This is a genomic window from Alcanivorax sediminis (assembly GCF_009601165.1).
Taxonomy (GTDB): Bacteria; Pseudomonadota; Gammaproteobacteria; order Pseudomonadales; family Alcanivoracaceae; genus Alcanivorax; species Alcanivorax sediminis.
In genome coordinates this window covers 2581791-2603261 of the sequence record NZ_WIRE01000001.1, presented here as the reverse complement: position 1 = coordinate 2603261, position 21471 = coordinate 2581791, and the positions used below count along the sequence as shown (strand labels likewise).

Sequence of the window (21471 nt, the reverse complement as noted above, 5' to 3'; positions counted from 1 at the left end):
ATCATATATTCAGAGAAAACTCTAAGGGCTATTCATCCTCTTCGCCAGTGTCTACGGGGTGGCTGGTTTGTAACTCGAGGGTGCCCTGCTCTGCGTCAAGCGTGGCCGTTCGTTCGTCCTGAACACTGTGCATGACATCGCTGGCTGACCAGATGGCAGGGATGCCGAATTCCACGGCGAGACTCGCTGCGGGGTTGGCCGGATCCTGCTGACTGATCACAATCCCTCCAGCCTGGAGCAACCAGGGCAACCACGATGCATCCACCTGATCCACCACCACAATGTCACCGGGCTGGACACGGTTAAGCATCCAGGCGCTGCAAACCCGTCGAATCGGCCCTTCAACCTTGCCTGCCACCAGGGTCTGACCGCGCATCAGGGGGCTGATTCGCTGACCGCCACCAAATCCATAACCAATCTGGTCCATCTTCCAGTCAGGCGCCCCTTGCAGGCTGTCATCAAGATATCGGAGCTTTCGGTCTGCAATGGTCTCGTGGCTGGCGCTGGCAGGAAGCCGCAACCCCATCCAAAGCTGCCACAGTTCATCAAAATAGAGAAAGTAGATGTCATCCGGGTGCTGCAACAGGCCGTCGTTGACAACCAGGGCTCCCATGTCACGGAGCAGCACCCGAAAGCGGTTACCCAGAGCAATGCGGAGTGCCCTTGCCTGTCTAAGCAAGGCCACAGGTCCGGAAATGTCTCGGCTGCCCGCCAGCAGGCGGCGTTCACGACGACACGCATTCAGGCTGGAAGCCTGAGCCGGCTTTTCTACCAATGGCGCATGCACGGGATCGCTTCCAGGGCGAAGTGAGGATTGCTTCGCCAGCAACGAGTTTCCTGCTGCAAGATCCAGCAACAGATTTAACTCGGTGCGGGTCGTCAATGCCTGCAGCGGTAGTGGCGCCTGTTCATTGACCAGCATGTCAGGTACAACCAAATAGGACAGTCGTCCCTCAATTTTGCTGAGGCGCTCGCCCAGTGCATCAAGCTGCATCAAGCTGTGCCAGAGTGCTTCCTGGGTCGCATCCGGCTTTTGCCAGTGGCGCACTTTTCGGGCGATCGCTGCCAGGCTGACGCTATCCAGAGTGTGCTGAAAGCTACTGTATAGGGGGGCTGTTGCTGCCGGCTCAAGACGCTGCCAGGCAGGCGGGACATGCCGGAAGGCCCCGGGGTGCCCATCCTGCAGGGCAAGAAAATAGGCACAATTAGTATAGATATGACTGTGCTGGCGCCGATAGGGCTCGATCTTGTCGAGGCGATCCCAACCACGCTTTTGAACAAGTGGTTCCCAGAATGATGACTTGAACCAACGCGCGGCAAGCGTGTACCACAAGGGGCTTTCAGCCTGAACGAACAACCCTGTACCCGCCCGTCGGGTCCAGGCCTCACGGGGAGCGGGAAGAGAACCTACGGGTAGTGTTTGTAGTAACCAGAGCCGATGACCGTCGTACACCCACTCTCCTGCCTGCGGCCGGTCAAAATTCTGTTTGAGCGCGTGATGAAGGGCCAGTATCTGCTGATGCGGTATCGCCTCCGCTATTGAGCCTCGATCATGGCTGGCGTGAACAAGGCGCCCCTGTTCATCAAAGATGATGCGCTGGCGTTCACTGTTGCCGTCAGCAACCCCCTCTACCACCATGTGGGGCAGATCCTGGCGAAGAGGATGACGGGTAAACAGGACCCCTGCGGCCTTCTGGTGCGGTAGCGCCTGAATGATGACATGCTCGGGAGCTTGCTCCCTGCGAAAGATGGCCCTGAGAGCTGCCGCAAGTGCGTTGTCAGAGTCAAGATTGAGCAGACTTTCCCTGCAAGACCCCGGATTCATTGGCCCTTGCTGCAACACCCAGTAGCGATCTTCATCAAACATGCGAGGCAAGGCACGAAGCTTCTGCACCAGGTCATCACTGTCGACGTCGAGAACATCTTCGCGGTGCAGACGCCAGCTTGGAGGAACGGGTAGCCCCATGGCGGCCCAGCGTTGCAGATTTTCACTTCCCTGCTTGTCTGCCGTCAGTACTTCTATGCTCATGAACGATTCTTTTGTCGTTGTATTTTTGCCGCTGCGACCAGACCGAGCCAGTAAAAAGCTGGCAGCAATAACAGCGCCCCCAAGGCGATAACGGCCGCAATGCCCCCAAAAAGCACTGGCGCCTTCATCAGGGTACTCATCAGGGAGTCCTGCCAGTAAAAAAACCATTGGTGATCGGCTGGAAACAACCAGAGGTGAAACTGATAGAAAACCTCAGTCGGGCCAGCAATGCCAAGCCACGCTAACACAGCACCTGTGGCGATGACAGCAGCTGCGAGCCGGTGTTGCATGGGAGGCATGCCAAGGCGACAGGCCGCCATGGCCACGGGTATCCAGAGGATCAGCAGTACCCAGAAGAGTGTTCGTCCCCGATCGATCAGATTGGCCACATCCTGAAGGTGTTGAACCTCCGCAGCGTGCAGCAGTGGCCGCGGACTCCAGCCCGGTGGTTGATAGACAATGCCTGTCAGCCCCTTTCCATGTTGATGGACGGCAACGCGAATTTGCTCAAATGCCTTCCAGTGCTGTTCTGCAGGCAATAGCTCAAGCCCGGTTTTGAAGCGATTCTGTGGTCCGTATTGCTGAATATGCTCCCCAATCTGGAGCTGTTGATACCAGAATGGGTAGCCATAGTTCGCCTTGCTGTACAAGGCCCAGCTGCTCAACACTGCGAGCATTACGGAGATGACAGCATATGCAAACCACACTAAAGTGGCAGCACTCTGGCCTTTGATTGCCGGTTTTGTCATTTCATCCCCCTCGATAACGAACAGAATAATAAAAGAGGAAGTTGCGTCATGCGAACGCTCTCCACATCCGAATGCCATAACATGGTGAAAACCGTGACAGTGCGCGCGGTGAAGCCACTACGTTTCCTACTGCTGATCCCCGTCCTGGCCTCGATGCTGATGGCTTGCTCCACTACTCAGCTGCCTGTGACCAATGCCACCCGCGCGCCCTCTGCCCAGGAGGCAGATTATTTTCAGGTTCGCATTCATACCCGTGATGGCAAGAAGCTGGCGGCCACCGTTTACCAGCCAGCGCTGCAGGCGGGCCAGAGTGCACCTTTGATTATCGCCACCCACGGATTTGGTGGGTTCCGGGCGAAACGTCCCTTGTCTATCTATGGCAAGGCGATACTGACGGGGGAAGCAGCCATCGCGGCTTGGAAGGCGGGCTATTGGGTCGTTTTCTATGACCAGCGAGGCTGGGGACAGTCACAAGGCCGCGTGCACATGATGGATCCTGAGTTTGAAGTGGATGACCTGAGCAAGGTTATCGACTGGTCTCTGTCCCATTTGCCCGGTATTTCCCGTCTTGCCGACGGCAGTCCTGCCATTGGCATGATCGGTGAATCCTATGGTGGTGGGCTGCAAAGCCTTGCCAGCTTCACTGAGCCTCGCCTTAAGGCGCTGGTTCCGCTTGCCAGCTGGCATGACTTGAACAGCATTGCTCCCAATGGAGAATTCCGTACCGCTTGGGGAGCGGTCCTGCTCGGCGCGGGAGGGATCACCAGCGGCTTCGATATCGGCGAGATGTTTGCCTCCCCCTGGAATAGTGCCTTTGACGGTACGATCAGTGCAGACATGGCGCAGATGATGTACGAGCGCAGCCCGGCGAGCTACTGTGACAAGGGTCAGGCTCCTCACGCCGACGCCCTCTTTATCCAAGGATTCACAGACACCCTCTTCCCTTTCCAGGAGGCGGAAAAGAACTACGATTGTTGGCGCAATGCGGGCCGCGACGCCCGTATTATTGGCCTGCAAAGCGGCCATGCGATGCCATGGCCGCTTCAGAAAATACGTGGCGGCGTCCCCTTCTTTCACACCGACGACATGGTCCATTGCGGCGAGTATGAAGCCACTACCGTGGACACCATTGTCGGTTGGTGGGATGAGAAGTTGCGGGGTGCGGAAAGTACCGTTCCTGAATATTGTGTCAATATCACCGAAGACCGTGGCCTTGCCATCGTGGACGAGCTCCCGGCCGCTAACCAGTTCTCTGTACCCCGTGAAAAGGTTACCGTCCCTCTGGCAGGGGCTTTTGAGTGGCTGATGGTTCCCTTTGATACGGGTTCTGACATTTTTCGTGCCATGTGGCCGGGGGTCGATCTACGGGAACTGAAGCCCAATGGTGGTTTCGGACGGCCCAAGTTCATCCCGCTGTATGTGGCAAGGGGGGATGATGAGCTGCTGCTGGGCAAACCCCGAATTGATCTTCGCGTCGCTGGCGCCAGCGGTGGAAAAAGCATGCCGATGTTTGTTGGCATTGGTGTTCAGCACGCCAATCGTCGACGCGTCCGGGTAGCCAGCGAGCAGCTGACACCACTCACTGAAAAGGGGATCCATCGCCTGGAGCTGGCTGCGGTCAGTCAGCCACTGAAAGCGGGTGATCGTGTTGGTGTGGTGGTGTACGGGTTTACCGCGCAATTCCCGCTCAACTCTGCGTTTCTTGCGCGCAACGCAACGGTGAAAGGTGATATCTGGCTACCGCTAACCCGGGAAGAAGATGTAGCGCTCGTTCCTGAGCGACCTTTTTAGGCACTGATTAAGGGGCTCTTCCGGCCTTCGGTTGGGCCCCTAACCTTCCTGCTCCAACACCTTCACAGCGACATCTCTTGACCGCTGGTCTGCGTACTCATCAGCCTGAAAGCCTCGCATGCTGCTGTCGAAGTACATACTGACTGTAAAACGCAATTCCCTCTGTTCCGGCCAGCCCTTGAGCATGTAACCCAGGTTCGGTACCTGGCCGGTGAACTGTTCCGGATCCACAGCAAGTTGGCTGTCGTCCTGGTAGATGAGTCGGAGCGGGACTGACATCAACTCCTCAGGAACCGTCAACTCGGTTAACAGGGTAAATGCCTTGTCACTGTCAAAAAGTATCCAGTTCTCCGCCATGCTAATGGGTTGGCCGGCAAAGTTAAGGTCGTCGTCGACCCCATTAACCGTCACCGGGGCATCCGCGAAATTATGGGTATACACCTTCGCCCCGAGCTGATTGTTGCCATCGACGGTTACCGACACTTCCGGTTCCTTCAGCGTAGCTCTGTACAGCTCCGGGACTTTGGCATAGGTATGCGCCTCATATTGGGCGGCGTAGCGCATGGCCTGGACCTGGATCGTCATCACAGGGATCCCAGCCAGAACCACACGGGTACGCAGATGCATGACGGATCGGATCGGCCCTACCCTGTGCCCGACCAGTTGTGGTCTGAGGTTGTGATTATCCAGAGTCATTCGGGTGAACCTGGAGAGAACTCCGGCACTCATGCGCATCTTGAGGGTGTCAATAATGGAGCCATCACCCTGGTAGTTCCGATAACTGAGATAGCGCCAGTTCAGTTCGTTTTCCGGGTCTACATCCAGTTGGTAAAGCGCAGTACGGGTTTGTCCCGTATTGGTATCGTGTGAGACATAGTAGTTTTCACTGCGCTCCGGATTTCCCTTGACCAGATAGAAATGGCAATCGTTGGCCACCTCAAGATCAGCAAGAACCTCGCCTTGATCAGGCTCCATATCATCGGGACGACGTGGCCCGGCGTCCGTCAGCATAGCCAGCAGCCGATCTTCCCCATCAAGTACATTGACCTCGCCCTTGCGGTCGAAGCCGGAAGCATCAAACCAGACCATGTCGTGGTCCGACATTTCATCGAACTGGAAGGCAACGGGGGTCAGCCGGCCATTTTCGACGCGCATGAGGGAAAGCTCAGCCAGTGGCAAGCCATTGGCTGAGTCAAGCTGGGTCGCAGACAGCTGCATTACCTTTCCCTGATCCAGTGGATCAAAAAGGCATTGGGCACTTGCGTTGGCTCCCCAAAGCAACAATGGAAAAGGCAGTAATCTGAATAGTGTCATTATTGTTGTAATGTGGCGCGTACGGTGGCCGTTCCTGATTTATCGCCCGGGGTCATTTCCAGATTGGTAATTTGCACCCCTTTTTCCTGAAGGGATTGCAGCCAGAGGATACTCTGGCCCGCTGGCTGTTCTTCCATCTGGATGCGCACAGAGGTGTTACCGTCGGGAGTAAAGTTCTTGAGCGTCAGGCCGTAAGCATTGGCACTTCGACTCACCTCCCCCACCCAATTGCGGGGCAATGTAGACGCTTTACCCCCGGAAGCAGCTCTGATCGCTGCAGCGTTGGCATTAATCCATTCCAGTGTTTGCGTGTTCGATACATAGCGCTGAAGCGCCTGGTCGCGGGCATTCACCGAGGGGGCCCAGATTAGCCAGTAAATCAATACGACAACGAATACTGCTGCCAGTAACTGAAGCACTTTTTGCTCGCGGGGCTCACGGCTCTGATACCACTGCACCAGGGGAGTCAGCCGCTGTTGAAGTTGCTGCTGATAGGTCGCAAGACTCATCCTGGCTGCTCCACTTTGATTCTCGCGTTTACACCCTGTGCGGCATTACGGTAATTGGCAATGGACGCTTTTGCTCCCTGCTCCCTCAAGGCGTTCTGCAGTGCCTCCAGCTGAGCGTAATCCTTGGCACTGACATCAAGAAGCAAATTGTTCTGGCGCTGATCGTATTGCAGCCTCTTGGGCTCAACGCTGCTCTTCTTGAGCACTTCGGCCACGGGCACCAGCATCGGGAAGAAAGAGGTGCCGGCAGCCCCTCCGCCACTGGAAAGGCGAGAAAGACGGCTTTGGAACTGACGGGTCAATGCCGAGGTGGCCTTGTCGCCCGGAAATAGTTGTTCGTATTGCTTCATCGCATCCGCAAGGGCGGTTTCAGCAGCAACGTTATAACGCCACGCCTGAACTCGTAGCCCGACAACGGCCAAAAACAGAATTGAGGCGGCAAGAATAAGTAACGGGCGCCATTCGGCAAGTGCCCCGGGCTGCCCACTCTGCTTTCGCGGAGCATAGGCCCCGGTCATTAGTTGCGGGCCCTGATGCTGCCGCAACAGGTCAAACAGGCTGCCATCAGAGTCAATTTGGGTAGCGTCTGCCAGGGTGTCGCCAAAAAGTGGCCCCAGCTCATTAAGTGCGTGCTCATCGACCACCAGATACGCATCTCTGCGGGTAGCAATCAGGTTCTTGCCTTCTGGCAACTGCACGACCATCGGCAGAGCCGAAGCAAGGCACTCGATGTCGACTTCTACGGATTGCAGGTTGGCACCGGCAACAGACGCCCGCTCGCGCAGGGTATTCATCAGATCCTGCTCGATCGCGGTCACCAGGTATTCATCCCCCTCCCCCTTGCGCGCATTAAAGAAAAGCGCATCGGGACTATCCAGGAGATTTTCTTCAAGCAGGTAGGGCATCACACGGTCAAGGTGACGGGCCTGTTTGCGACTCAATTCCACCTGCGTCAGGCGCACCATGGAGGCGCAAAGTATGATTCTCAGCGGGCCGCCAGTTTCTGCTGCAGCGCCACAGGCTCCATCCAGTGTGGTGAGCACCGCAGAACTGCCCCTTGCTGACTGAAACAGCGCCGGGCTGCCTCCCCCCAGGGGCAACTCATCAATGTCGTAAAGATAGATCAATGGAGCTTGTGACACTGATTTTGATCCTTTATTCGTTATTGTTGGCCACAATAGCCGTTATTCTGCATTGTAGAAAGGATTACAGGCGGGTTCGAGTGGTGTCAGCAATGGGCTGACCTGGCGGCTGATGACGGCCGTTGGCTCACCCTCACCTCCCCCGCGATAGAGTCGTGTTACCAGCCTGCTTAGCTGGCCATCCACTTCCACATCCACCATCACCTGAAAATACTCACTGGCCACCCCAAGACGAGCTTTCAGTGCATTCTTCTGGTCTTCTTCCAGTTCAGCAAAGGCCGGTAAGGCAAGGACCGTATCGATACTGGCAATAGGCTCCTCAGAACGTGCTTCCATAATCGCTTTCGTGCCTTCCTGACCTGCCATTGAGCCTACCACAGCATCGAGCACCTGTTGCGAGGCCGTATTGACATTAAGGGTCGTGCCGGGCGGCAAAGCGGTCAGCAATCCCCACAGCATTGGGTCTTCCGGCATATCGGTAGCGCCAAAGCTCAGCAATGCACGTAATTCACTCTCATGAGCGGCGGGCATGTTGGGGGTGCGGCGGTCACGGTACTCCGGGTCCTCCGCGCCTTCCGCCTCATCCACGATATTGTTGCTGTCCAGCCAGTCGGCCATTTCACTGGCCAGTCGGCTGGCTTTGGACTGTTCAGGAAGCATGACGGCCAGTAACTGTTCCAGCTCCTTGACTCTGTCTGGTTGCCTGGTGAAGCCATCAGCCTCTGCGGCCACCAGCCAGTTGAGATTGAAGCGCCCCTGAAGATCTTGAACACTGGCACTCAGAAAGGCATCTTCGTAGGGGGTTGGCGGAAGCTGAACGGCCCATTTTTCTTCAATGCAATCATCAAGTTGCGAGCTGTTTTTAATGTCATCTTGCAAGTCATCGATTAGGCCTTGCTGGGCCACAACTTCAGCGGCCATGGCGTACTGGTGGCGCTTGTCCCACTGGAGCAGGTTGTCGGCACGGTTCAGGAAACGATTCTGACGGAACAGAATTTCCATCGCCAACGTAGCAATGATCGCAAACAGCATGAGCACGATGATCAGCGCCATACCGCGTTGGTGGTATCGCATTATGCCCACGGGTTCACCACCGTACGATAGAACCGGTGGATCACATCACCGTTCTCCAGTTCAATCTCGATTTCGATACTTTTCGGCAGGCGCTGAGACCAGACAGGTTGTGCTGCCAACGCAGCGTCAGGCCAAAGCTCGAGCCATTGCCAGTCGCCTTCTGGAGTCAGGTCCAGGTAGCGGACCGTAAAACGGGCAACATCCTTGAGAAGGACATCCTGTTGATATTGAGTCGCGACGGTTGTATCCAGGACCGGCCAATAACGTCTGTACAAGTCGCCATCTTCCAGCGTGTATATGACCCGCTGCATTTCGCTACGCTTGCGCAGCCCAAAGGGGTTTGACCAGCCAAGCCGGGTGAACTCCACATAGTTGTCACGGCCAACAATGGCCGGCTGAGGGTCGCCGTAGGGATCCCGTACAGGGCGGCTGACCAACTGTTCAAAATCCAGGGTAAGGAACGTGATGGCACGCTGGCTGCGTTCCATTTTGTCGGCACTCTGAGTGAGCTGCTCCCTGCCACTCAGGGCGCTACTCAGGAATGACGCTGCCCAGACATAGATAAAGGCAAAAATGGCAATAGTGACTACCATTTCCAGCAGTGTGAAACCGTAAGAACGCCTCAGATTCATCATGACGCTGGCTTACCAATCAGGCTGGCCAAGTGGTACGCCAGCCCTTCTTTGACATCATCGCGGAGCAGACCCACATTGATATCGACCCGACGCGTATCAGGATAGGGACCTTCGGTGACAATGGTTTCTATCCACCAGTCCCTGCCATTACGGGTGACTTCGGTGTCAGACTGACCAGTGGGCGGCCATTGTTGGTATACCTGCATTTCCACCAGCTTGTCGGAAGCCACCAGGAAGCCGAGATGGGTTTCGTTGATATTGGAGTAGGCGCGTGCACTGGCCCCCAAGGTTTGACCGAGGGTGACCATGACGAGGGCAAGAATGGAGACGGCAATGAGCACTTCGATGAGCGTAAAGCCACGGTGACGTCGGAGCATCATTACCGCTCCTCCCCGAACGGATCCTCGTCATCTTCCTCTTCATCCTGAACAGCATCAGGGTCTGTAACCTGGCCGAGTGCGCTGATCTGCCAGCGTCGAAATTTCTCCAGCTCTTCATCGGAAAGAACGGAAATCGTTACCGGTGTCACTTCCCCGCTGGGGAAAAAAAAGACCTGCGGTAACTCCTTGTCACGTCGGGAATCACTTTTGTTGTCGGAGCGCAACTCGCCCTCCCCCGTTTCGGCCTGATCGCTAAGGTCGTCAGGCGTCGCCATCATGTCTTCCTTGACGAGATTTTCGGCCACATCGGAAAGGGAAACCTCATCATCCTCAAGCGCATCGACCTGCCACTCAAGGGTCAGGCTGGGCGCAAGGGTGCGAGACTTGAGCGTAGTGTCATCTATGGGCAGGAAATCACGCTCATTCCGATCGTAGGCGAGCGGCGTCCAGCCATCGGCTCGCAGCTTTAGCGCCAGAAGCTGTCCTGAGAAAAGGCTGCGTTCGTTGAGTAATTCCAGCGTGTCTTGGAGCCTTGAGGCCTCTTCGTCCAGGCCGTCCTCACTCAGGGTCCAGTTACCCTGCCCGGCGATGACCGCAGTGAGCAGCCCGACGAGCATAACCACCACCAGAATTTCCAGCAGTGTGAAGCCTGATTGTCGGGCCGGTGCAGGCATGATTACTGAACGTCACGCCAGTTGATGTCGGCGTCGTTACCCTCGCCGCCCTCGGCGCCATCGGCACCCAGGGACAGGAGATCGAAGGGGCCATCCACACCTGGGCTCAAGTAGATGTAATCGTTATTCCAGGGATCCTGGGGCACCTTGGGCAGATAGCCGCCTTCCGGCCATTTCCTGGCGGAGGACGGGCGCTCCACCAGGCCGTTAAGCCCTTCTTCGGTGGTTGGGTAGCTGCCATTGTTGAACTTGTACATGTCCAGCTGCTGGACAATCTTGCCCATGTTGGCTTTGGTCAAATCCACCTTGGCCGCCTCGCCCTGACCGATAACGTTGGGCACGATCACCGCAGCGAGCAGGCCGATAATGGCCACAACCACCATGATTTCCAGCAGGGTAAAACCAGACATGGCCTTTTGATGTTTCAGGGTCTTCATTGTTATCCACCTAGCATGTTGTTCATTTGCATGATTGGCATCATCACCGAAAGCACAATCATGACCACAATTCCTGCCATTACCAGCAACATGATGGGCCCTAGCAGCCCCACCATAGTATTGACCGTGCTGGAGAGCTCCCGTTCCTGATAGTCTGCCGCCCGGGTGAGCATATGGTCCAGCTCGCCACTGGCTTCCCCACTGGCAATCATCTGCACCAGCATGGGCGGAAAGTAGCCGCTGGCATCCAGCGCGCGGCTCAGGTTACCCCCTTCGCGCACCTTGACAGCGGCCTGCTTGACCGCATCCCGAATGGCAAGATTGCCTACCACCTGTGCGGCAATGAACAGTGCATCAACCAGCGGGACTCCGGAGCGCCCCAGAATCCCAAGGGTGCTGGCTAGTCTTGCGCTGTCCGCAGCCCGCATCATGGTGCCCACCATAGGCATGACCGCCATGCGGCGGTGCACGCGCATTCGAAATGCCGGACTGCGCATGGCCCGGACAAACGCCACGGTGCCGAGAATAATGACGAGCAACAGTAGCCAGCCCCAGTCACGAGTGAAGTCGCTGAGGGACATGACAATACGGGTCAACAAAGGCAAGGCCTGATCCCGGCCCTCGAAGACTTCAACCAGCTTGGGCACCACAAACGTCATCATCAGCATGATAACCAAAGACGCAAATACCATGATGAAGGCAGGATAGATCATGGCCTGAGCCACTGAGCGGCCCGTGTCATGCCGGGTTTCCAGGTAGTCCGCGAGTTGCTCAAGAACCTGTTCAAGGTGCCCACTCTGCTCACCGGCAGACACCGTCGCCCGGTACATCTCAGGGAACGCTCGGGGAAAGGACTCAAAACTTTTGGCGAGGCTGTAGCCCTCACGTACCCGGGCGCGTACTGCCAGCATGATCCGTTCGATGCGGTCGTTGGCGGCTTGCTTGGCAACAGCGGACAGGGCCTGCTCGACCGGCAAGCCGGATTTCAGCAAGGTCGCCAGCTGGCGTGTAATCAGGGCCTGCTCTGCCCCCTTGAGCTTGCCGGAAGCAGAAAACATGGCCATGCCGGCAGCGGGTTCACTGTCCCGGGTTTCGTTGACCTCAATTGGCACCCAGCCCTTGTCACGCAGCTGCTGACGTACCTGCCGGGCACTGTCGGCTTCCATGGTGCCCTTGCGGATTTTTCCCTTGTGATCGAGGGAGCGGAACTCAAATGCAGGCATGAACGGGTCCCGTTAGTCTTCTCGGGTGACGCGCAGCACTTCTTCCACGCTGGTTCGGCCGGCTAACACCTTGCGCCAGCCATCTTCACGGATGCTGCCTGTCATGGTGCGCGCGTGACGCGTCATGGCCAGCTCACCGACCTGGTCATGGATCAGCTGACGCATGGTTTCATCAACCAGCACCAACTCATAGATCCCTGTTCGGCCGCGGTAGCCCTGATTGTTGCACTTCTCACAGCCGTTGGGGTGGTAGAGGGTGTGTGTCTCGTCCTCTGGCAGGCCCATCATGCGTAATTCACCCGCAGAGGGCTGATAAGGTGTCTTGCAGTCGTCACACAACACCCGCACCAGTCGCTGGGCCAGCGCGCCTAGTAGAGAGCTGGACAGAAGGAAGGGCTCGATTCCCATGTCCTGGAGACGGGTTACCGCGCCCACAGCCGTGTTGGTGTGCAGGGTTGAGAGCACAAGGTGCCCGGTAAGAGACGCCTGCACAGCAATCTCGGCGGTTTCGAGATCGCGGATTTCGCCCACCATGACCACATCCGGATCCTGGCGCAGGATGGCCCTGAGACCACGGGCGAAAGTCATATCGACCTTGCTGTTCACCTGGGTCTGGCCGATGCCTTCCAGCTGGTATTCGATGGGGTCTTCCACCGTCAGAATGTTTCTTGAGCTGTCGTTTAACTCAGTGAGGGAGGCATAGAGAGTGGTGGTTTTACCGGAGCCGGTAGGCCCCGTGACCAGAATGATGCCATGGGGTTTGCTGATCAGCTCCCGAATCATCCTGTCGTTCTGTTCTTCCATGCCAAGATGGGCCAGATCCAGGCGCCCTGCCTGCTTGTCCAGCAAACGCAGCACAACCCGCTCTCCATTGCTGGACGGCATGGTGGAAACCCGCACATCCACGTCGCGGCCACCAATTCGTAGCGAAATACGGCCATCCTGAGGGATCCGCTTTTCGGCGATATCCAGCCGCGCCATTACCTTGATACGGGAAACCAGTAGCGGAGCCAATTCCCGTTTCGGGGCAAGAATCTCCCGTAGAACCCCATCAACACGCAGGCGCACAACGAGCTTGCGCTCGAAGGTTTCAATGTGAATATCGGATGCATCTTCCCTGATCGCTTCCTGCAGCAAGGCGTTGATAAGCCGAATGATCGGCGCATCGTCTTCCTGTTCCAGCAGGTCAGAGGTTTCCGGCAAGGAATCAGCCAGGCTAGCCAGATCCAGTCCCTCCAGATCATCTGCAGCCTCCGCTGCAGCCCCCCTCTGTTGCTCGTAGGCGAGCGCCATGGCGGCAGTAAAACTGGTTTCATCCATGGCCACGAGGCGAGGCAGCGAGCCCGTCTTGCGCTGCACCTCGCTCAGGGCTGAAACTGGCACATCCTGTTTGTAACATAGCTCACGCTGACCATCGCGTTCACGCAACAGTACGCCAAACCGGCGTGCAAACCCGTAAGGCAGTAAATAAGGCGGAAGCGTTTGAGCTTCGCTGTGTTCCACATGATCCGTCATGTTCAGTATTTTTCCATCAGGTCTTCGATCACTTTCCGGGTCATGCCATTGAGATCCACAAACTGGAATCCCACCTGGAACTCACCGGGAGCGTCTAGATTTTCACACCAGATGGACTTTGCATCAAAACTGATAGTATTAACACCTGCGATCTGGTCCGGGAGTACCATTCCCATGTGCAGTCGCTCCCCAGGCGGAATGTCTCGCCGGGCGAAAAGCTTGAAGCCGTCCACGCTGATATTCATCAAGCGCCCCACATTACCACCGGTGCTGCGATCAAACACCACCATTTCACGAAACAGCTTCTTGCGGGGGTGACGGCGATGATCCTTGCGGCTGTCGCGAACTTCATTTTCATCGTCGGCCTGACGTACCACCAGGACTACGCCGGTGAAATCGCCATCGTCATCGGTAATGGCGTTGGCCCGAAGTGACAGGGAAACCAGGCCATTGCCATCGTCCGCATAGAGCGGATGCTCGTTCTTCCAGCCCTCCCCTCGCTCACAGGCAAGGCGCACGGGATTATCCTTCCACTGCCAACGCTGCTTTCCGGTGTCATCATTAAAGAGCAAGGCAGAGATATCCTGACCGACAAGATTGTCGCGGTCACGGTTGATCAAGGCGCAAGCCGCCTCATTGCAAAACGTGATCTGCCCCCGGGCATTGGCCCCTATCAGGGCCTCCCCCAAGGCGTGTAGAAGGCGCTCATTCTCGTCTTTGAGGCGTTTCATCTGGACTACGGCTTTCTGCAACTTGCGTCGCTGCATGTCCAGCTCCAGGAAGACGTTCACCTTGGCTTCAAGGATTTTTTGATCGATGGGTTTGAACAGATAGTCCACAGCGCCACATTCATAGCCACGGAAAACATATTTCTGTTCTTTCGATATGGCAGTAACAAAGATGATCGGGATGTTGCGGGTCTTCTTGTTTTGTCGCATCAATTCTGCGACTTCAAAACCGTCCATGTCCGGCATCTGGACATCCAGCAGTGCCAGCGCAAAGTCATGTTTGAGCGCAAGATTAAGCGCTTCATTGCCGGACTGGGCCATTACAAGGTTGCGACTATCCCCTTCCAGAATTGCTTCAAGCGCAATCAGGTTTTCCTTATGGTCGTCCACAACCAGAATATTCTGCTTCATTGCATTAACTACCCTGCAACCTTTCCGCCAAATAAGGGCCGATCTGTTCCAGATCAAGCACCTCGGAAACTGCACCTGTTCTTATTGCCGCCTCGGGCATTGCTGGTGCTTCCGAACTTACTGGAGACTGCGCAATTGTGAAGCCTCCTCGCCGGTGAATATATTCTATGCCTGCTGCGCCATCGTCATTGGCCCCGGTAAGAATCACCGCGGCCAAACGGTCGCCGTAAACCACGCCTGCTGAAAAAAACAACTCATCCACGGAAGGCCGTGAATAATGTACAGGGCGTGCAACGGAAAAAGCTACTCTTTCACCCTGATCAACCAACATGTGATAACCGGGTGGAGCCACATAGACGTGGCCGGGAAGTATGGGCTCTTTGTCTTCCGGTGCAATGACCGGAAGGCTGCAATAACGTCCCAACAACCAGGGAAGACGATTCTCCGAGCTGGGATGCTGGTGTTGAACCAGTAGAATTGCCGCCGGGAAATTAGCCGGCAAGGCAGCAAGAATCTGGGTGTAGGCGTTCAGCCCGCCCCAGGATGCGCCCATAACAACAGCCTTCACTGGCCCCATGCATTCCCTCACTTGTCTTTGCCATCACCTCCGTCACGGCTTGCCTTTCCGGCTTCATAGGCGGCGCGATGTGCCTGTGCCTCTCTGAGCTTTTCCTGCAATTCGCGGCGTTGGCGGTCTAGCCCGAGGAAGAAATCTACTTTGCTTTTCAGGATCAGTGGATCCAGAGGTTTGAACAGATAGTCAACAGCCCCTGCCTGATAACCTTTGAATACGTACTTTTTTTCCTTACTGATGGCGGTAACAAAAATAATCGGGATGGTCTGGGTATCTTTGCGTTGACGCATCAACTCCGCTACTTCAAAGCCGTCCATGCCGGGCATCTGTACATCCAAGAGCACAAGGGCGATATCTTCCTTGAGCAATACCTTCAGTGCTTCCTGCCCGGAATGAGCCTTGATCAGCGTGCGCCCCTCGCCTTCCAGTACCGCCTCAAGGGACACCAGATTCGCAGGTTGATCGTCGACTAACAGCAGCTTCTGCTCAATCATTAAAATTCTCTACTCAATCGTCAGGAGTGACGAATCTGTCGCTTTCGGAAGATTCTCAGCGACGGGTTAATCATGTCAAAGGCCTCTTCCTGACCTGTGAATTTCAAACTTTCCTTGGTGCCAAGACACAGGTAACCACCCATATCCAGGCTATCAACAAACAGTCGAATAACACGCTCCTGAAGAGCCCTGTCGAAATAAATAAGCACATTCCGGCAAAGAATAACGTGCATCTCGCCAAATACCTGATCAGTGGCCAGGTCATGATCCGCAAAAACGATATTGCGCTTCAGCCGCTGATCCATGATCACGCTGTCATACCTTGCCGTGAAATAGTCAGAGAGGGAGTGACGCCCCCCGGCACGGCGATAATTGTCACCGTACTGTTTCACCGCCTCAATGGAATAGATGCCCTTCTTGGCGGCGGCCAGGACATTCTTGTCGATGTCAGTGGCATAAATCATGGCACGATCGTACAGGCCTTCCTCTTCAAGAAGAATGGCCATGGAATAGATTTCTTCGCCGGTTGAGCACCCTGCATGCCAGATCTTGATAAATGGATAGGTCTTGAGCACAGGTATGACTTCATCGCGGAAGGCTCTGTAGAACTCCGGATCACGGTACATTTCAGTGACGTTGACGGTGAGATCATTGAGTAACGTCACGAAAAAACGGCGATCACGAAGCACCTTGTCGGTCATCTCCATAATCGTGGAGAAACCCGACATGCCTAACCGGTGCATGATGCGCCGGCGAATGGATGCCTTGCTGTACGACCGGAAGTCATACCCGTACATCTGGAAGATCGCTTCCAGAAGCAAGCGGATCTCGATGTCTTCCACATCGATTTCATCATCATCTATCGGAAATGACTCCGCCATTAGCTTCTCCGGGCTCTTATTTATGCAGCCAGACGCGCAGCAGTGATGTCAGTTTGGCCATATCAATGGGTTTGGAGCAGTAATCATTAGCTCCGGCTTCGATACACTTGGCCCTGTCGTCCTTCATGGCCTTGGCGGTCAGTGCCAACATGGGCAGCTTCTTGAAGCGGCCCTGTTCGCGGATAAGGCCCATGGCTTCGTAGCCATCCATTTCCGGCATCATGATGTCCATCAGGACGATATCCATGTTCGGGTTTTCATCAAGGGCGGTCAGTGCTTCCTTGCCATTATTGGCGATGGTGATTTCAAAACCCAGCTCTTCCAGCTGAGCGGACAGCGCATAAATATTACGCATGTCGTCGTCAACCAAAAGCAGCTGCTTACCCTCGAAAATGTCATCACGATGCTCGATGGACGTTTCCTTCTGAGCGGTTTGACGACTGCCTGGCAGTGTCGACTCCAGCCAATGCAGGAACAGAGACGCCTCATTGAGCAAACGCTCGTGGGATCTTTCCGTCTTGAGAATGATTCGGTCAGCGTACTTGCGAAGCTTTGCCTCCTCGTCACGGGTCAAATCCTTGCCGGTGTAGATCACCACGGGAACGCTGTCATAGTCTTTGCTGTTGTGGATCAGCTCCAGTAGTTCGAAGCCGCTCATGTCAGGCAAGGTCAGATCGAGAATCATGCAGTCGAAGACCGTGGAGCGGAGTGCTTCAAGTGCTTCCTGACCGCTGGTGGCCGCGGTGATTTCCACTCCTTTCTGATCAAACAGTTCGCGGATGCTTTCGTGTTGGATTTCACTGTCTTCTACTACCAGCAGGCGACGAACATTGGTCTCGATAGCCCCTTCAATCTTGGCGAAGGCAGACAGGATGTCTTCCTGGTTGACTGGCTTGGTCAGGAGGTCGATCGCGCCAAGCTCCAGGGCCTTCTTGCGTTCGTCACGGCCCGACAGGAAGTGAACCGGGATATCCTTGGTACGCGGATCTGCCTTGAGCTTTTCCATGACTTCCCAGCCATCAATCCCCGGCAAGCCAATATCAAGGATGATCGCACTGGGGCGGTAGTGGCTGGCATATTCAAGACCGGCTTCACCATCGTGGCAAATGTGCCCCTCCAGACCGTAGTCAGCCGCCAGTTCCAGCAGGACGCCGCCAAACTCCTCATCGTCTTCGACGATCAGAACGGTCTTCTCACGGACAACGAAGTCATCTTCCCCGGGCTTATCCTGCACCATGGCAGCGGTATGCGCCTCTGCATTGAAGCCAATATCCGCTTCCCCCATGCCGGCCTGTTCCAGAACCTCTACTGAATCAGCAGTCCCCTCCGGGAGGTATAAGGTAAAGGTAGACCCCTGCCCTTCGCCATCACTGTGCAGGCCAATTTCACCCCCAAGTAGACGGGCCAGCTCACGGGAGATGGTCAAGCCCAGACCCGTGCCGCCGTATTTGCGGCTGGTGGTGCCGTCTGCCTGCTGGAAGGCTTCAAAAATGAGCTTCTGCTTCTCGGCCGGGATGCCGGCCCCGGTATCAGTGACCGACAGTTTCACCGCATTGCCCGGATTGAGCTGCTTCGGCAATGGATCCGAGGCGTCTGGCCTGGCTATGCTGAGGGTCACAGACCCCTGCTCTGTGAATTTGAGGGCATTGGAAAGCAGGTTCTTGATGATCTGCTCAAGGCGCTGTCGATCAGTATAGAAATGCTCCGGGACGCCTTCTTCGACGTTAACGTGGAAATCGAGCCCGCGGTTCTCGGCCACATGGGAGAAGTGGCGACGGAAGTGTTCGCCAAGCTCTGTGGGTGACAGGTCATCAATGACCACATCCATCTTGCCTTCTTCGATCTTCGAGATATCGAGAATGTCGTTAATCAGGCTGAGCAGATCCGAGCCCGCAGAGTGGATAACCTGAGCATGTTCAACCTGTTTCTCATTCAGGTTGCCTTTCTTGTTCTGTCCCAGAGCGTTGGACAGGATAAGGATGGAATTGAGCGGCGTACGCAGCTCGTGGCTCATGGTAGAAAGGAATTCTGACTTGTATTTAGACGACAATTCGAGCTCACGCAGTTTTTCTTCCAGCTCGTGATGGAGAAGCTCCAGCTCGTCGTTCTTCTGCGCCATTTCAGACTTCTGCTCGGTGAGCAGCCGCGCCTGGGCTTCCAGCTCTTCGTTGGTGACGCGCAGTTCTTCCTGTTGTGCCTGAAGGCTTTCTTCAGAAGCGCGCAGAGCCTGGGTCTGGGACTCCAGCTCTTCATTAATGGCTTTTAGCTCCTCCTGCTGCTGCTGGAGGCGCGATTCGGAGGCTGACAGCTCCATGGCCTGCTCTTCCAGGTCATCGTTAACCTGAGCCATTTCTTCTTTCTGTTTCTCCAGCTCAATCGCCTGGTTGCGTGTCTGCTCAAGCATTTCCGCGAGACGCATGCGACTCACGGCGCTATTAACAGAGATAGCGATCACCTCGGACGACTGATCAAGGAAGGCCAGATCATCATCAGTGAACTGACGGAAGGCGCCGATCTCCAGCACCCCTTTCAGCTCTTCTTCATGAATAACAGGCATGACCACCACGTTGCGGGCCTCACCAGCCCCCGTGCCGGAGCTGATGCTGATATACCCTTCAGGTACCTGCTCAAGAAGAATGGTCTTGCGCTCCAGGGCACACTGACCTACCAGCGACTCACCAAGACCGAAGTCATTACCCAGATGCTTGCGACGCTGCATGGCATAAGAGCTGCTCAACGACAGGCGCTGTGTCTCCGGGTTGTAGCTGTAGAAGGCGCCTACCTGGGCCTCCAGTACCGGCACGAGGAAGCTCAGCATGTTATTGCCAAGCTGCTCGTAGGTCATTTCACCGCGCATCCGGTTATTGAGCTCAGCGAGATGATTCTTGATGGTTTCCTGGCGACGATCTTCCTTGTACCGGGCCACCAACGCATCGCGCATTTTTCTGATGGCATGCAGCAGTTTGCCGGTTTCGTCACGACCGGTGACCTCGATCGTGGTATCCCACTTGCCGTCGGCTATGTTGTCGGCGGCGGTTACAGCACCCTCGAGGGGCAAGGTAATGGCGCGGGTAACCCGCAAGGCGATCAGCGCCAGCGCTGAGAAGGCAACCAGCCCGAGGAAAAGGCCGATTTTTTGAGTGCCCTCATTGTCGTCTCGACTCTTGTAAAGCGACTCCCTGAAGGCCTCATAGCGTTGGGTCTCGAACGCCTTTTGGGCCTGTTCATAGTTGCTCTGCAGCTCGCGCACGTGAGTGACGCGAGTGTAGAGGTCGTCGTTACCACTGGAATCATTGATCAGGCCACGAGCCAGTGTATTTGCCGCGTTGATGTAATCGCCAAAGCTGTCTTTCAGCTCCCCTACGCTCTCCGCAAGCTCGGGATCTTTGCGGCTGATGTCTTCGAGGCGTTGCTCGAACTTGTCTGCACGATCCAGGGCTTCCTGCAGCAAATCGGGGTCTGCCTGGGTGATGGCCGCAATGAAAGACTCGCCAATCGCAATGAAGTCCACATTGTTCGCATTCACCAGCTCCAGAACCGGGAAGTCCTGATCCTCAATGCGTTCAAGGTGTTGGATGTTCGTTTCAGCGATGTACCAGCTGTAGGCCGCGTAAACCACAAAAAGCGCAATACCCAGTCCTGCCACAGACAGAATCTTCAACCTGACAGACAGGTTCTGAAACCAGTTCATTCTGTTGCCCCTCGTGCCATCACGGCCTTATTGTTCTGATGTCCCGTATTACGAGACTAAGACTAAGACTAAAGTGTGAGGCTAACAGAAAGGCAGGGACAACGGCAATAAACAGCCTTAACAGGATTTACCATCCTATTGATTTTATTGACTATTGGACTAGGAAAGTCGACAGAAGGAAGGATTTATTGGTGCCCGGGGCGGGACTTGAACCCGCACGACCAAAGGTCAACGGATTTTAAGTCCGTTGCGTCTACCAATTTCGCCACCCGGGCGGTGACCGTGCGGGTTGGTAATTGGAGGCGCGGGTCGGAATCGAACCGGCGTACACGGAGTTGCAGTCCGCTGCATAACCACTCTGCCACCGCGCCTTTAAACTGCTAACAACAAAAAACCTCGGAGTTGCCGAGGTTTTTCTGGAATCTGGAGCGGGAAACGAGATTCGAACTCGCGACCCCGACCTTGGCAAGGTCGTGCTCTACCAACTGAGCTATTCCCGCATTGTTGCCAGAAGCGACGTTCAAACTGTGCTTCGTTGCGGGAAAGGATTCTACTCATCACCCTCAGGGTGTCAACCCGCAATCCGCTATTTTTTCTGATATTTCAGGACTTTGACTGACTTTTGAGCAATTGCGGCGCTGCTGCACGCAGATAGGACATCATCGACCACAATGTAAGCGCGGTGGCCAAATACAGGAGCCCGTAGCTCAGCCACAGCCACGGGGTCATCATCATATCCCCTGCCATGTCGAAGTCTGGCTTCTGTGCCAGCAACAAGGTGATCGCCGTCATTTGGGTAACCGTTTTGATCTTGCCCAGCTGACTGACTGCCACCTTGGCGCGCTGCCCCAGCTCAGCCATCCACTCTCGCAGCGCAGAAACCGTGATTTCGCGGGAAACGATCACCATGGCAGGTACCGCGAGCCAGGCATTGGCATGCACTTGCACCAACATCACCAGAGCCACCGCAACAATCAGCTTGTCGGCCACAGGATCAAGGAATGCGCCAAATGGGCTGGTCTGGTTGAGCTTGCGTGCCAGATACCCATCCAGCCAGTCAGTGATGCCCGCCGCCAGAAAAAGTCCGGCTGCGCACAGGTCGCTCCATTTGAACGGCAGATAAAAGACAAGAACCAGTACAGGAATCGCCACAACTCGAATCAAAGTCAGGATATTGGGCAAATTCAGTACCGGGTGATTCTTCTGCATAACACCTACCG

The 21471-nt window shown here is 55.6% G+C and carries 19 protein-coding genes and 3 tRNA genes; 1 reads left to right on the top strand and 21 read right to left on the bottom strand.

The genetic code is table 11. The features are described 5' to 3' along the window. Nucleotides 1-28: 28 nt before the first annotated feature. Nucleotides 29-2029, bottom strand: a complete 2001-nt coding sequence (locus tag GFN93_RS11900; RefSeq protein WP_153501287.1) for a PEP-utilizing enzyme — start codon at nt 2027-2029, stop codon at nt 29-31. Next, nucleotides 2026-2856, bottom strand: coding sequence for a lipoprotein intramolecular transacylase Lit (locus tag GFN93_RS11895; RefSeq protein WP_235901815.1), 831 nt, complete (start codon nt 2854-2856; stop codon nt 2026-2028). Before GFN93_RS11895 ends, GFN93_RS11900 begins: the two co-directional genes overlap by 4 nt. Between GFN93_RS11895 and GFN93_RS11890 the strand changes: the two genes are divergently transcribed. Further along, the gene (locus GFN93_RS11890) at nt 2827-4569 is read left to right on the top strand and encodes an alpha/beta hydrolase family protein (RefSeq protein WP_235901813.1); all 1743 of its coding nucleotides are present in this window, start codon (nt 2827-2829) and stop codon (nt 4567-4569) included. The two genes, GFN93_RS11895 and GFN93_RS11890, sit on opposite strands and share 30 nt — an antisense overlap. Nucleotides 4570-4608: 39 nt before the next feature. Here the strand turns inward: GFN93_RS11890 and GFN93_RS11885 are convergent, their stop codons facing one another. The 19 genes from GFN93_RS11885 to pgsA all read right to left on the bottom strand — a co-directional run bounded on the left by GFN93_RS11885 (nt 4609) and on the right by pgsA (nt 21460). Beyond that, nucleotides 4609-5787, bottom strand: coding sequence for a hypothetical protein (locus GFN93_RS11885; RefSeq protein WP_153501286.1), 1179 nt, complete (start codon nt 5785-5787; stop codon nt 4609-4611). 95 nt (nt 5788-5882) lie between these two features. Next, nucleotides 5883-6392, bottom strand: a complete 510-nt coding sequence (gene gspM, locus GFN93_RS11880) for a type II secretion system protein GspM (protein WP_153501285.1) — start codon at nt 6390-6392, stop codon at nt 5883-5885. Beyond that, nucleotides 6389-7534, bottom strand: coding sequence for a type II secretion system protein GspL (gene gspL, locus GFN93_RS11875; protein ID WP_153501284.1), 1146 nt, complete (start codon nt 7532-7534; stop codon nt 6389-6391). Before gspL ends, gspM begins: the two co-directional genes overlap by 4 nt. A gap of 42 nt (nt 7535-7576) precedes the next feature. After that, nucleotides 7577-8608 (bottom strand): type II secretion system minor pseudopilin GspK, encoded by a 1032-nt coding sequence (gene gspK, locus GFN93_RS11870; protein WP_194285794.1) that lies wholly within the window; start codon nt 8606-8608, stop codon nt 7577-7579. Further along, nucleotides 8608-9243 carry a type II secretion system minor pseudopilin GspJ gene (gene gspJ, locus GFN93_RS11865; RefSeq protein ID WP_153501283.1) on the bottom strand — a complete coding sequence of 212 codons (636 nt, stop codon included), beginning with the start codon at nt 9241-9243 and terminating at the stop codon, nt 8608-8610. The genes gspK and gspJ overlap by 1 nt, the downstream gene beginning before the upstream one ends. After that, on the bottom strand, nt 9240-9623 hold the full coding sequence (gspI, locus tag GFN93_RS11860) for a type II secretion system minor pseudopilin GspI (protein ID WP_235901812.1): 384 nt from the start codon (nt 9621-9623) through the stop codon (nt 9240-9242). Before gspI ends, gspJ begins: the two co-directional genes overlap by 4 nt. Further along, the gene (locus GFN93_RS11855; RefSeq protein ID WP_153501282.1) at nt 9623-10297 is read right to left on the bottom strand and encodes a prepilin-type N-terminal cleavage/methylation domain-containing protein; all 675 of its coding nucleotides are present in this window, start codon (nt 10295-10297) and stop codon (nt 9623-9625) included. The genes gspI and GFN93_RS11855 overlap by 1 nt, the downstream gene beginning before the upstream one ends. A 2-nt stretch (nt 10298-10299) precedes the next feature. Continuing rightward, nucleotides 10300-10734 carry a type II secretion system major pseudopilin GspG gene (gspG, locus tag GFN93_RS11850; protein WP_194285793.1) on the bottom strand — a complete coding sequence of 145 codons (435 nt, stop codon included), beginning with the start codon at nt 10732-10734 and terminating at the stop codon, nt 10300-10302. Between the two features lie 2 nt (nt 10735-10736). Then, nucleotides 10737-11957, bottom strand: coding sequence for a type II secretion system inner membrane protein GspF (gene gspF / locus GFN93_RS11845; protein WP_153501281.1), 1221 nt, complete (start codon nt 11955-11957; stop codon nt 10737-10739). Nucleotides 11958-11969: 12 nt separating this feature from the next. After that, nucleotides 11970-13472: a type II secretion system ATPase GspE gene (gspE, locus tag GFN93_RS11840; protein WP_153501280.1), complete on the bottom strand. Its 1503-nt coding sequence runs from the start codon at nt 13470-13472 to the stop codon at nt 11970-11972. A gap of 2 nt (nt 13473-13474) precedes the next feature. Further along, complete coding sequence (locus GFN93_RS11835; RefSeq protein ID WP_153501279.1) at nt 13475-14611, bottom strand: response regulator; 1137 nt, start codon at nt 14609-14611, stop codon at nt 13475-13477. 4 nt (nt 14612-14615) lie between these two features. Then, on the bottom strand, nt 14616-15188 hold the full coding sequence (locus GFN93_RS11830) for a chemotaxis protein CheB (protein WP_235901810.1): 573 nt from the start codon (nt 15186-15188) through the stop codon (nt 14616-14618). 8 nt (nt 15189-15196) lie between these two features. After that, the gene (locus GFN93_RS11825) at nt 15197-15679 is read right to left on the bottom strand and encodes a response regulator (RefSeq protein ID WP_153501278.1); all 483 of its coding nucleotides are present in this window, start codon (nt 15677-15679) and stop codon (nt 15197-15199) included. Nucleotides 15680-15699: 20 nt separating this feature from the next. Continuing rightward, a complete protein-coding gene (locus GFN93_RS11820) occupies nt 15700-16560 on the bottom strand; it encodes a CheR family methyltransferase (RefSeq protein WP_153501277.1) in 861 nt (286 codons plus the stop codon). Nucleotides 16561-16576: 16 nt separating this feature from the next. Continuing rightward, on the bottom strand, nt 16577-20251 hold the full coding sequence (locus GFN93_RS11815; protein WP_153501276.1) for a response regulator: 3675 nt from the start codon (nt 20249-20251) through the stop codon (nt 16577-16579). Nucleotides 20252-20440: 189 nt separating this feature from the next. Then, nucleotides 20441-20526, bottom strand: a tRNA-Leu gene (locus GFN93_RS11810). A gap of 22 nt (nt 20527-20548) precedes the next feature. After that, nucleotides 20549-20622: transfer RNA gene (locus GFN93_RS11805), tRNA-Cys, on the bottom strand. A 53-nt stretch (nt 20623-20675) separates the two neighbouring features. Continuing rightward, nucleotides 20676-20751 (bottom strand) — tRNA-Gly (locus tag GFN93_RS11800). 103 nt (nt 20752-20854) lie between these two features. After that, a complete protein-coding gene (pgsA, locus tag GFN93_RS11795; RefSeq protein WP_153501275.1) occupies nt 20855-21460 on the bottom strand; it encodes a CDP-diacylglycerol--glycerol-3-phosphate 3-phosphatidyltransferase in 606 nt (201 codons plus the stop codon). Nucleotides 21461-21471: the final 11 nt, after the last annotated feature.

What these genes read in the sequence shown, in the direction of transcription:
- GFN93_RS11900 (WP_153501287.1), bottom strand. Translation starts at nt 2,029, where the DNA reads ATGAGCATAGAAGTACTGACGGCAGACAAGCAGGGAAGTGAAAATCTG.
- GFN93_RS11890 (WP_235901813.1), top strand. Translation starts at nt 2,827, where the DNA reads ATGCGAACGCTCTCCACATCCGAATGCCATAACATGGTGAAAACCGTG.
- GFN93_RS11895 (WP_235901815.1), bottom strand. Translation starts at nt 2,856, where the DNA reads ATGGCATTCGGATGTGGAGAGCGTTCGCATGACGCAACTTCCTCTTTT.
- GFN93_RS11885 (WP_153501286.1), bottom strand. Translation starts at nt 5,787, where the DNA reads ATGCAGCTGTCTGCGACCCAGCTTGACTCAGCCAATGGCTTGCCACTG.
- gspM (WP_153501285.1), bottom strand. Translation starts at nt 6,392, where the DNA reads ATGAGTCTTGCGACCTATCAGCAGCAACTTCAACAGCGGCTGACTCCC.
- gspK (WP_194285794.1), bottom strand. Translation starts at nt 8,608, where the DNA reads ATGCGATACCACCAACGCGGTATGGCGCTGATCATCGTGCTCATGCTG.
- gspJ (WP_153501283.1), bottom strand. Translation starts at nt 9,243, where the DNA reads ATGATGAATCTGAGGCGTTCTTACGGTTTCACACTGCTGGAAATGGTA.
- gspI (WP_235901812.1), bottom strand. Translation starts at nt 9,623, where the DNA reads ATGATGCTCCGACGTCACCGTGGCTTTACGCTCATCGAAGTGCTCATT.
- GFN93_RS11855 (WP_153501282.1), bottom strand. Translation starts at nt 10,297, where the DNA reads ATGCCTGCACCGGCCCGACAATCAGGCTTCACACTGCTGGAAATTCTG.
- gspG (WP_194285793.1), bottom strand. Translation starts at nt 10,734, where the DNA reads ATGAAGACCCTGAAACATCAAAAGGCCATGTCTGGTTTTACCCTGCTG.
- gspF (WP_153501281.1), bottom strand. Translation starts at nt 11,957, where the DNA reads ATGCCTGCATTTGAGTTCCGCTCCCTCGATCACAAGGGAAAAATCCGC.
- gspE (WP_153501280.1), bottom strand. Translation starts at nt 13,472, where the DNA reads ATGACGGATCATGTGGAACACAGCGAAGCTCAAACGCTTCCGCCTTAT.
- GFN93_RS11835 (WP_153501279.1), bottom strand. Translation starts at nt 14,611, where the DNA reads ATGAAGCAGAATATTCTGGTTGTGGACGACCATAAGGAAAACCTGATT.
- GFN93_RS11830 (WP_235901810.1), bottom strand. Translation starts at nt 15,188, where the DNA reads ATGGGGCCAGTGAAGGCTGTTGTTATGGGCGCATCCTGGGGCGGGCTG.
- GFN93_RS11825 (WP_153501278.1), bottom strand. Translation starts at nt 15,679, where the DNA reads ATGATTGAGCAGAAGCTGCTGTTAGTCGACGATCAACCTGCGAATCTG.
- GFN93_RS11820 (WP_153501277.1), bottom strand. Translation starts at nt 16,560, where the DNA reads ATGGCGGAGTCATTTCCGATAGATGATGATGAAATCGATGTGGAAGAC.
- GFN93_RS11815 (WP_153501276.1), bottom strand. Translation starts at nt 20,251, where the DNA reads ATGAACTGGTTTCAGAACCTGTCTGTCAGGTTGAAGATTCTGTCTGTG.
- pgsA (WP_153501275.1), bottom strand. Translation starts at nt 21,460, where the DNA reads ATGCAGAAGAATCACCCGGTACTGAATTTGCCCAATATCCTGACTTTG.